An 11203-nucleotide genomic window follows, 5' to 3' on the forward strand; every position below is an offset into this window, starting at 1 on the left:
ATTGAAAATCTAATTTTTTTTTGACAAATCTTCATTCTAAAACTACTCATCAATAAAAAATATATACAAATTCAATACATTTAAATCATAATTCTTTAACGATATTTATTCATCATATATATACGAGGTCAATGAAATGAGCCGGCAGACAAAAATAAAGAAAATATTAATTCCATTCATAATCATTGCTCTCGGTTTTGTTGTCCGTTGGGCGCTTGTACAGTCCAAGCCTGCACCAAATAAAAAGATTGAAAAAAACACAGGACCCCTTGTAAATTTCTTAACTGTTGAAAAAAAGGACTATCAGATTACTGTTTCAGGAACAGGAGAGGTAACTCCCAAGCAGGAAGCCAATATAACTCCGCAAGTGAGCGGGAGAATAGTTTACCTTTCACCTCACTTTCTAAAAGGCGGCTTTTTCAGAAAAGGTGAAGTTTTTTTCAAAATAGAGCCAATTGATTATGAGCTTGCCCTTGCTCAGGCAAAAGCAAACTTACAGCGGCTCAAAAATGAATACAACCGTTCAAAAGCTCTTTTTGAAAAAGGAATGATAAATGAAAATGCCTACGAAAAAGCCCTTGACGATTATAAAGTTGCCGAAGCGAGATTCAAACAGGCAAAGCTCGACCTTCAAAGGACAGTTGTAAAAGCTCCGTTCAACTGCCTTATCAGGACAGAAGATATTGATATTGGAGAGTATGTCCGCGCAGGAAACAGTGTTGGCACAATAGCAGGCACGGACAGTGTGGAAATTATCGTGCCTCTTCCTCAAAAGGATTTGTATTGGATTGATATACCACAAATGAAAAGTAAAAAGGAAGGCGCAGAAGCAGAAGTCATTTTAGAGACTCCTGACAATAATTTTGTATGGAAGGGGAAAGTAGTGAGAATACTTGGAGAAATAAACAGATTAGACAGGATGCCAAGAGTTGTAGTTGAGGTGTCAGACCCCTATCAATTAAAGAAAAGAAGAGAAGACAAAGCGCCCAATTTGGCTATTGGGAGTTTTGTAAAGGTACATATCAAAGGAAAATTATTTCCGTCGATTTGTGCTATCCCAAGAAAATTACTCTTAAATGATTCAACAGTGTGGCTCATAGACAATTCAAATCGATTGAGAAAACAGAAAATTACAGTTCTTCACCGCGAAGAAGATGTCCTTCTCATCAAAGATGGGCTCGATAGCGGTGATCGCCTTCTACTTACAAATATTCCCGGTGCCGCAGACGGCTTAGTAGTAAGTCCTGTCAATGGAGGAGTTGCTGAATGAAAAAAGCAATTGAATGGATGGCAAAAAATCATGTAGCGGCAAATCTATTGATGCTGCTTCTAATTGTAGGGGGCTTAATCAATGCCTTTTCTATCAAACAGGAAATTTTCCCTGAAATGACACTGGATATGATTCAGATATCAATGTCATATCCAGGTGCAGGACCTGAAGAGATTGAAGAAGGAATAATCCTAAAAATTGAAGAAAATATTTCGGGAATAGCAGGCATAAAAGAAGTGCGTTCAACCGCTATGGAGGGAATAGGAATTATCGATGCAGAGCTCGAGGAAGGAGAAGATCCTGATATAATTCTTCAGGATATCAAGTCTGCTGTTGATCGAATAACCACCTTCCCTGAGAATGCAGAAAAACCTGTAATATCAAAGCTTGTAAGCAGAAATCAAGTTGTGTCAATAGTACTTTATGGAGATACCACCGAATGGATATTGAGAGAACAGGCGGATATAATTCAAAAAGAACTTTTGGCGCTTCCTGAAATCACTCAAGTGGACTTGGTCGGTGTCCGTCCTTATGAAATTTCAGTTGAGATTCCTGAAGAAAACCTTCGCCGATATAATCTGACTTTAAATCAAGTTGCCGCAAGATTGAAGCGCGCTTCTCTTGATCTTCCTGCAGGAACAGTAAAAACAGCGGAAGGCAACATTCTTCTTCGAACAAAAGAGAAGCGATATTGGGCAAAAGAATATGAAGACATATCAATAATTACGAACATAGACGGCACAGAAGTAAAATTGAAAGACATCGCAAAAGTAAAAGACACATTCAGCGAAACAGATACCTTCTCAATATGCGATGGCAAACCTGCTGTGATGATTAAAGTTTCCAGAGTGGGAGACCAAAAACCGACTGTCATTTCAGATGCAGTAAAAAGATACATTAAAAAGAAGAAGGAAACACTTCCATCTTCACTTAACCTCATAATTTGGAATGACAGCTCTGAGAATCTCGCAAGCAGATTGAGTCTTCTCAAGAAAAATGCATTCTTTGGGCTCTGTCTCGTCCTTTTAGTGCTCGGTATGTTTCTTGAAATTCGTCTTGCAATGTGGGTAATGCTGGGAATCCCCATTTCCGTTTTCGGAGGGCTCTTTATACTTCCTTTCTTGGGCGTTTCAATAAATATGATATCACTCTTTGCTTTCATACTCGTACTTGGAATTCTTGTAGATGACGCAATCGTTATTGGAGAAAATATCTATGCCCATAGGCAAATGGGGAAAACGCATCTTCGCGCGGCAATAGACGGCGCAATAGAAGTTGCCGTACCTGTCATATTCTCAGTGCTTACAACTGTAGCGGCATTCGTCCCGCTTCTCTTTGTAGGTGGAATAATGGGAAAATTCATCAAAGTTATTCCTATGATAGTCATAACACTTCTTTTAGTATCTTTGATTGAGTCTCTTTTTATCCTACCATCACATCTTTCAGGTGAATCCAACAAAAGGAAAGAAGGAATTCTACTAAGTGCAAGCCATAAAATTTTATCCTTCTTCAGCACTAAACTCACAAATTTCATTTCAGGGCCATACAGAAAATTTTTAAAAGTCTGTTTGAATAACCGTTATAATACAATTGCTGTGAGCATTTTTGTTCTAATTGCAGTTATTGGAATGGTGCAGGGGGGAATCCTCAAATTTGTTTTTATGCCGGAAGTGGACAGTAATGTAATTCTCATTGCCCTTGAAATGTCGCCGGGCACACCATTGAGCGAGACAGCAAAAGTTCAAAAAATAATAGCTGAAAAAGCAAGGGAAGCAGCAGCAGAATATGACAAAGAACGAGGAAAGAATAAATCGATAATCAAGCATATCTACTCAGTGATTGGCGGTAAAATGTCATCTCGAGGCATATCGGCTGAAGCATCGGGTTCAAATTCCCATATAGCGGATATAGCCATTCATCTTGAAGATGTGGAGGAGAGAGGTATACCTGCTGAAGAAATAGGAAGAAAAATACGCAGTAAAATTCCCAATATTGCCGGGGTAGAGGCGCTAACTTTCGATACCAGTCTTGCCCATTTTGGCGGCGCAAACATTGATATTCAGCTTTCGCATGATAATCCTGAAGTCTTGGAAATGGCTTCTGAAAAGGTTAAACAGGCACTGGCTAAATATCCCGGTGTTGGAAGCATAGTTGATACATTCGTAAGGGGAAAAGATGAATTGAAAATTCGAATCAAACCTGAAGCAAGAACCTTAGGAATCACAGAAGAAGAAATGGCAAGGCAGATTAGGGCGGCATTTTACGGAGCTGAAGCACTGCGTTTTCAAAGAGGAAGAAATGAAGTCAAGGTAATGGTGAAATATCCTCCCGAAGAAAGGAAAAGACTTGCCAATCTCGAAGCAATGCGAATTAGAATTCCCGGAAATACTGAAATCCCTCTCCTTCAGGCGGCATATGTGGAGAAGGGAAAAGGATTCAACGAAATCAACAGGACAAACAGGAAAAGGGTGGTAAATGTTTCAGCCAATGTTTACAGCAAAGTCTCCAATGCACAGGAAATAATAGAAGACCTCAGTCGTACACTTCTTCCGGATTTGGCAAGAAGCTACCCCGGACTTTCATATTCTTTGGAAGGTCAGGAAAAGGAGCGCAGAGAATCCTTTGGCAGTATGATCAAGGGATTTCCCCTTGCGTTGATTGCAATATTCGCACTTCTTGCAATACCCTTTAAAAGCTATATCCAACCTCTTTTAATTATGGTTTCTATCCCTTATGGAATAATTGGAGCTTTCATTGGTCATCTCATAATGGGATTTTCTCTCAATATGTTAAGCATTTACGGATTAGTTGCATTGGCAGGAGTCGTAGTTAACGATTCTCTTTTACTTATTGATAAAATAAACCGCAACCGCTATGAAGGTCAGAAGCTGATGGACGCTGTTGTAAATGCCGCAGAAAGGCGTTTCCGCCCTATTCTCCTTACTTCCCTTACCACCTTCTTTGGCTTGATTCCGATACTTCTTGAGTCGAGTGTGCAGGCACAATGGCTTATTCCTATGGCTATCAGCCTCGCCTTTGGAGTGCTTTTCGCTACAAGCATCACATTAATCCTGATTCCATCGCTCTATGTGGCACTTGAAGATATTCATACAACTGTTAAAGTGGATTCATCATATAGTACAGAAGAAGAGATTACCCATTGATTCTTTAAGGCACGATGAAAGTAAATCCAGAAAAATCCTTTGTCTGTTATTATTTGGCTAAGAGATTTCGATAAAACTCTACAGCACGCCTTACACCTTCTTTAAGAGGTATCGTGGGCTTCCAGCCGATTATTTTTTCAGCTTTCGATGCATCAAGTGAAATTCTTTCTATTTCGCCCAAGCGCGGCTCTGCGAAAAAAGGCTCAACATTAGCGCCAACAGCGTCTCTCACTGCTTCAAATATCTCAATATCTTTGACCTCCTTTCCCCACCCAAGATTCAATATTTCACCTTCACCTTTTTCTATACATATCATATTGGCTTTCACAATATCTTCGATAAAAACATAGTCTCGTGTTTTGTTGCCGTCGCCAAAAATTTTGGGTTGGACGCCTGTGAGCATCTGTTGAGAAAAAATCGCCACTACACCTGCCTCTCCATGCGGGTCCTGCCTTGGTCCATAGACATTGGGATACCTAAGGACTGTATATTTAAAGCCATAAAGTCTTTCATAAAGCCCAAGATAGTTTTCAAATACAAATTTTGTAAGTCCATAAGGGGAGAGAGGCCGAATTGGATGGTCTTCTTTCACAGGAAATGTTTCCGGTTCACCATATATTGCGCCGCCTGTTGACGAAAAAAGAAGTTTTTCAACACCTGTCCTTTTTGAATTTTCAAGAAGATTGATTGCACCTCGCACATTTACATCTGCATCATAAGAAGGATCTTCCACCGATTTTCTCACATCCATTTGAGCCGCAAGATGAAAGACAATATCCGGCTTTTCACGGTCAAAAACATCGGAAAGTTTTTCATCCCTTATATCTATCTTATAAAAGTGGGCAGATGGATTTATATTCCTCTCTTTACCGGTTGCAAGATTATCAACAATGGAAACTGTAAATCCATCATCAATGAGAGCATCAACAATATGAGAGCCAATAAAACCTGCACCTCCAGTTACTAAAGCACTTTTCATATTATCCCTTCTCCTTCAAATTTAAAATTATATCCACTGCTTCTTCAAGATTGTCAGCAATAAAATCAGGGGCTACTTTCCACTCTTCTTTATCGAGTAATGCCTTTTCTCCTCTACCGCTTCTAACAAGAATTGTCCTCATTCCTGCAGAATATCCTGCTTCAATATCTGTATAATAATCACCTATAAAAAATCCCTCCTTTGGATTTACATTCATCTCTCTGCATGCTTCAAGAAGCAGTCCCGGCATAGGTTTTCTGCAGCTGCATCCTTCTTCCGGCCTATGAATACAGTAGTATGTCTTCTCAACGACGCATCCATTCTTCCTCAACTCTTCATGCATTCTTTTGTCAACTTCATAAAGCTCTTCCTTCGTCATTACATTTTTACCGACTCCTGATTGGTTTGATATGATAGCGCACATTACCCCCTCTCGAGCAAGACGTTTCAGTGCATCGATTGCGCCGGGTAAAAATTCAAAATCTTCCCACCGCTTTATATAATCACCGTCGCAGTTTTTATTTATGACTCCGTCTCTGTCAGTCAAAACAAACATCAGCTTTTAAGGAGGTCTCTTATTCTTGAAAAGATTGTATGGCAGATTATAAGATGCAGGTCTTCAATCTTCTGCATATTATCGCTCGGCACTATTATACATTTGTCACAAAGGCTTGCCATCTTGCCGCCTTCAAAACCTGTCAATCCTACCGTTATTGCCTTTTTTTCTTTGGCTGTTTTGAGAGCATTTAAAACATTTTTTGAATTTCCGCTTCCGCTCAAACCAAAAGCGATATCTCCTTCATTCACAAGGTTTTTCAGTTGTTCGGAAAAAATATATTCATAATCATAATCATTGGCATACGCAGTCATAAGAGGTATGCTGTCAGATAGAGAAATGACCTTAAATCTTTTTTTCCCCTCAACTACGGTCCCCTTCCCAAGGTCACAAGCCATATGCGATGCACTTGACGCACTCCCGCCGTTTCCAAAGAGAAAAATCTGCTTCTCACTATCATAAGCATTCATCAGCAAATCAACTATCTCTTCTATCTTCTGCACAGGTATCTTCTGTACAATATCCGATATGTCATTTAGATATTCTTTTGGATCCATTTTTTTAGCTTCCTTCCAATTAATCTGTCTTTTTGAAGTTTTTCAACGCTGTATGTTAAAAATTATTTTTGTACCATCTCTCTCAAAATTAAATTTGAGCTCAGGCAAATTTGACAACGCTTCTCTAACAGCCAACTGCCTGTCATAGGGACAATAGAGCAAAAGGAAACCACCACCGCCTGCACCTGCAACCTTTCCGCCAAGAGCTCCTTTTCTCAAAGCTTCTTCATAGATTTCATCTATATAACTGTTGCTAATTTTACTTGCAAGATTCTTCTTATACATCCATCCTTTATGAAGGAGTTTTCCAAAATCATCGAGATTTCCCTTCATAAGACAACTTTTCATTTCTTTTACCATAGATTTCATTGCGCTCAATATGTCGCAAAAAGAAGAAATGTTTTTCTTCTGCTCTGAAAGGATACTGCTGGATTTTCTTTTTTTCCCTGTATAGAAAAGAAGGAGATTTCGATTAAGCTGGTCTTTTATGCCTTCGTCAATTTCGACAGCATTTATCTCCACATCTCCATTCTCCTTGAAGATGATATCTCTCAGGTTTCCATATGAAGAAATATATTGGTCCTGTTTGCCAATAGGTTTTTTCAAGATATCGATTTCTATTTCACAGGCTTCTTTAGCGAGTTCTTCTGCTGTTTTGAGTATCCCCCGATAGGCATACATTGCATTCAAAAGCCCTACCGTCACTGCGCTCGATGAGCCAAGCCCTGAGCCGGTAGATGGTATATCTGCCATCGTTGATATTTCAACACCTTCAAAGATTCCCACCTTTTTCAGCCCCTCACGCACAAGGTCGTGCTGAATATCATCAATATCATTAACCATCTCTGTTGTTGAATATCCAATTCTTATCATCCTATCGAAACGTCTCTTTATGATGACATAGATATATTTGTCAATAGCAGTGCTTAAAACTCGACCGCCTCCAAAGTTGGAATAGTAATCCAAAAAATCCGTGCCGCCGCCGGCAAAACTAATTCTTAAAGGTGTTTGAGAAATAATCATATCAATTCACTATTCAAGATTCCCCTTTATTCAAAATCTTCTCCCATTCAGCGCATGCTTTTTTATAATTCTCAGGTGTACCTATATCAATAAAATACTCCTGTATTTTATAACCATATATCTGTCCAGTCAACTTTGGCAGAATATCAAAGCCAAAATCAAGAGGTTTCCTAAACTCAAAAATATCAAAAATTTTACTTTCTGCAACATAAATACCTGCATTAGCTAAATTTCCCGGAGGATTCTCTACTTTTTCATAAAATCCGCAAATCCTTGAAGAAGAATCAATATCAACAATTCCACATTCTCTTGGATTCTCCGCTTCAAAGAGTCCTATTGTCATCAACCCCTTCTTCTTATGATGAAACCTTAAAAATTTTGAGATGTCTATATTCGTAAGATTATCGGCATATACGACTAAAAATCTCTCATCACTGCCAACCCAACCTTTATTGTAAAAAACCGTTCCCGCACTTCCCAAAAGCTCCTTTTCATAAAAGAGTTCTACTTTTATGGAAGTCTTTAATTCTTCAACAAAACTGCGCAGCTTATCCGGCAGATAATGAAGATTTATCAAGACTTCACTAATTTCATATTTTTCAAAGAGTTGAAACCAATAGTAAATAAGCGGTTTCCCTGCAATTGGGACAAGACACTTGGGAATTTCATTTGTCAAGGGCCTCAATCTTGTGCCTAAACCGGCAGCAAGGAGAAATGCTTTCACCCGGCTTTCCCCTGAAATGGAAAAACAAGAAGGGTTGCAAGGAGAATCTTTAAATCCAAGATGATGCTCTGATTCTCGATATATTCAATATCAAACATAACTCTTTCATCGACAGAATCGATATTTCCTCTTACTCCATTTACCTGTGCAAGTCCCGTAATTCCCGGCGTTATTTCAAGGCGGCGTCTTTGCCAGCTTGTATATTGGTCAACATAAAGCGCAGTTTCAGGCCTTGGCCCAACCAAAGTCATATCACCCTTCAGTACATTAAAAAGTTGAGGCAATTCATCGATACTGAATTTGCGCAAATACTTCCCTACCCTTGTCATTCGAGGGTCATCTTCATTAGCCCTTGTTGGTGGAAGCGTGGCTGCATATGTTTTCATTGACCTGAATTTATACATTATAAATGGATCGCCATTTTTCCCTATTCTTTCCTGTTTAAAAATTGCAGGACCCGGTGAATCGAGTTTGATAATCAAAATCACCAATAAGATAAAAGGAGAAAGAATAATAATCCCTATCAAGGAGAAGATAATATCTATACTTCTTTTCAGAAAAAAATAGATAAATGACGGCTTTTTCTGGTCAAGGCGTATCAATGGAATGTTTCCTAAATCAGAGAAATCTATTTTTTTTGTCATTATTTCAAACAAGTCAGGAACTAAAGTAAGGCGAATATTTCTATCTTCACAGAAATAGACGAGTTTCATCATATCTTCTTTATAACTTCTTGACCTTATATAAATGATTTCGTCAACTGGATTTTTTTCTACAAAGTTGAATGTTGCTTCCAAAAGCTTCTTCATTGCAATGGGATATTGTTGTTTCTCCTTCTTGCTGTTGTGATCTCTATTGACAAGTTCTTCTTTAATCGTCCCTATAATCCTATATCCAATCTCAGGATGGTTTTTTATCTTGTTTTCGAGCATTTCACCCGACCTTCCACCCCCTACAATAAGGACATTGACAATCCCGAATCCTTCTTTTCTCAATCTGTTGTGAGCCATATGAAGAAACGTCCTTGATGCAGGCACAAGAATTATTCCAAAGACACCTGAGTATATAAAAGTTAAGCGTGCATACTCTGTCTCTTTAATAAGGGACATATAGGCAAACATTGAAAGAGTAGCAACAATTCCTACTCCTAAAATTGTAAAAAACTCATCGAATCGAAACAATTGCGCTTTATGGCGATACAAATCGGCGCGAAGCATAAAAAAAATCCATGCAGCAATTCCAATAGAAAAGTCATCATAGTAGGAATCAATGGGTTGGAAAAAAATTGGATCCTGAACAATATACCTGATTATATAAGCAATGAGAAATGAAATAACTATCGATATAATGTCAGCAACAAATTTATCAAAAACAAAGAGTTTTCTTATTGTGCTGTTTTTCATTCCTGTATCTTTTTATTCCTTTTATATATTTCAGACACAGGCTATCCTTTACGAAGACACTACCTCTCTAAGAATTTATCTTCAAAATACAGAACTATTGGTTATACTTATATTATTTACTATCTTTTGATTTCTCAATAAAAGAAATAAGCTTTTCTATTTCACTTATATCACTATACTGTGGATTTATTCTTTTTACCTCTTTTAGGTGAAAGAGAGCATTGTCATAATCCTTTTTCTCGCGGAAATAAATCCATCCAACAAGGCGATGTGCTTCAAGATTGTTGTTATCAAATCTTAAGCATTCATTGAGTTTTTCAAGTGCTTTATCATACTCATTACGTTGATAATAGACGGAGCCAATCTTAAATAGAGCTGTCGCATTTTCAGGTTCTGCCTTCGATGCTTTGGTAAAATATTCCAATGCCTTATCCGTATTCCCTTGACTGAAATATATCTGACCTATGTTCAGCAGAGTATATACATCATTAGGATTATACTCCAACACCTTTTGAAGATTTGTTACTGCGTCATCATAACGGCCTAAAAACATACAACAGTAGCCATTATATTGCTGAAATTTTGCTCTTTCCTGTTTGAGAGCATTTATATAATCCTGCCATTCCTTTTTATCTTTCTCACTCTTCTTTTTAGCAAGCTCGGCTTCAGATTCAGCGATTTTCTTTGAAAGGATGTCTATATATTTTTCAAAATACTTATTCGCCTCTTTATAATTTTTTACTTGATAGCTAGCCGTACCCATAGAATAAATGGAGTCTATATGGTCAGGATTTTGAGCGAGCTCTTGTTGAAATTCTTTTATTGCTTCTTCTATTTTCCCATTTTCAATAAGAATTTTTCCTATATAGTAATGAGCTTCTTTATAATCAGGCTTAACCTCAACGACTTTTCTGAATCCCTGTTCAGCTTCCGGATACTTTTTAAGTTTATAATTGGAAAGAGCAATACCAAAAAGACCGTCCGGGTCATTTGGTTTGATCTCAAGACCCTTTTGATAGGATTTTATTGCGTCATCATAGCGTTTTGCATTGAAATCCATCTTTGCTTTCAAATAATAACCACTCGGGTCAGGGGTTTGAGGTACTGTCTCGCAGGCATATAAGACTATTGCCATTGCAACTGCCAAAAGCCCTACTAAAACTCTTCTCATCACAAATTCCTCCGTAATTCTGTTTCTAAAAGAATTTCCAAAAAATTAATTTTCCTGCCTTACTGCCACTTCAATTTACCGTTTCTTTCTCCAAAATCTGCATACATACCAGTAAGCTCACCGGCAAATATCTTTCTACACTCAAGGCAGAGCAAAAAATTCATTTCCTCATAAACTTCATCTTCAAGTTCATATTGCTTTACAGATTCAATTTGGCGGATTAAATCATCTATTGCGTTATCTTCATCCTCATTGATATATCCGTCAAAATCGGACTCAATTCTAATATGCACCTTATAACGGATATCACCAAGATTGATGACTTTACCGCATTTAAAACATTTCAACCTTTCATC

The 11203-nt window shown here is 38.0% G+C and carries 10 protein-coding genes; 2 read left to right on the plus strand and 8 right to left on the minus strand.

Annotated elements, in window-relative coordinates; translation table 11 throughout:
• The first annotated feature begins 136 nt into the window (after window positions 1-136).
• Together D6734_07555 and D6734_07560 are read left to right on the plus strand one after the other, a co-directional pair.
• The gene (locus tag D6734_07555) at window positions 137-1270 is read left to right on the plus strand and encodes an efflux RND transporter periplasmic adaptor subunit (GenBank protein RMF94497.1); all 1134 of its coding nucleotides are present in this window, start codon (window positions 137-139) and stop codon (window positions 1268-1270) included.
• Window positions 1267-4434 (plus strand): efflux RND transporter permease subunit, encoded by a 3168-nt coding sequence (locus D6734_07560; GenBank protein RMF94498.1) that lies wholly within the window; start codon window positions 1267-1269, stop codon window positions 4432-4434. The genes D6734_07555 and D6734_07560 overlap by 4 nt, the downstream gene beginning before the upstream one ends.
• Before the next feature lie 49 nt (window positions 4435-4483).
• Here D6734_07560 and D6734_07565 read toward each other — a convergent pair whose 3' ends face one another.
• The 8 genes from D6734_07565 to D6734_07600 all read right to left on the minus strand — a co-directional run.
• Window positions 4484-5413 (minus strand): NAD-dependent epimerase/dehydratase family protein, encoded by a 930-nt coding sequence (locus tag D6734_07565; protein RMF94499.1) that lies wholly within the window; start codon window positions 5411-5413, stop codon window positions 4484-4486.
• 1 nt (window position 5414) lies between these two features.
• Window positions 5415-5969 carry an HAD-IIIA family hydrolase gene (locus tag D6734_07570; protein ID RMF94500.1) on the minus strand — a complete coding sequence of 185 codons (555 nt, stop codon included), beginning with the start codon at window positions 5967-5969 and terminating at the stop codon, window positions 5415-5417.
• The gene (locus D6734_07575) at window positions 5969-6526 is read right to left on the minus strand and encodes an SIS domain-containing protein (protein RMF94501.1); all 558 of its coding nucleotides are present in this window, start codon (window positions 6524-6526) and stop codon (window positions 5969-5971) included. The genes D6734_07570 and D6734_07575 overlap by 1 nt, the downstream gene beginning before the upstream one ends.
• Window positions 6527-6568: 42 nt before the next feature.
• Window positions 6569-7549: a GHMP kinase gene (locus tag D6734_07580; protein RMF94502.1), complete on the minus strand. Its 981-nt coding sequence runs from the start codon at window positions 7547-7549 to the stop codon at window positions 6569-6571.
• 13 nt (window positions 7550-7562) lie between these two features.
• Entirely contained in the window at window positions 7563-8273 is a 711-nt protein-coding gene (locus D6734_07585) for a nucleotidyltransferase family protein (GenBank protein RMF94503.1), read from the minus strand.
• A complete protein-coding gene (locus D6734_07590) occupies window positions 8270-9676 on the minus strand; it encodes a sugar transferase (GenBank protein ID RMF94504.1) in 1407 nt (468 codons plus the stop codon). The genes D6734_07585 and D6734_07590 overlap by 4 nt, the downstream gene beginning before the upstream one ends.
• Window positions 9677-9788: 112 nt before the next feature.
• Window positions 9789-10847, minus strand: a complete 1059-nt coding sequence (locus D6734_07595) for a tetratricopeptide repeat protein (GenBank protein ID RMF94505.1) — start codon at window positions 10845-10847, stop codon at window positions 9789-9791.
• A 59-nt stretch (window positions 10848-10906) separates the two neighbouring features.
• Window positions 10907-11203 (minus strand): hypothetical protein (locus tag D6734_07600; protein RMF94506.1); only part of this gene is annotated, 297 nt, incomplete at its 5' end.

The sequence above is a fragment of the Candidatus Schekmanbacteria bacterium genome, from assembly GCA_003695725.1.
GTDB lineage: Bacteria > Schekmanbacteria > GWA2-38-11 > GWA2-38-11 > J061 > J061.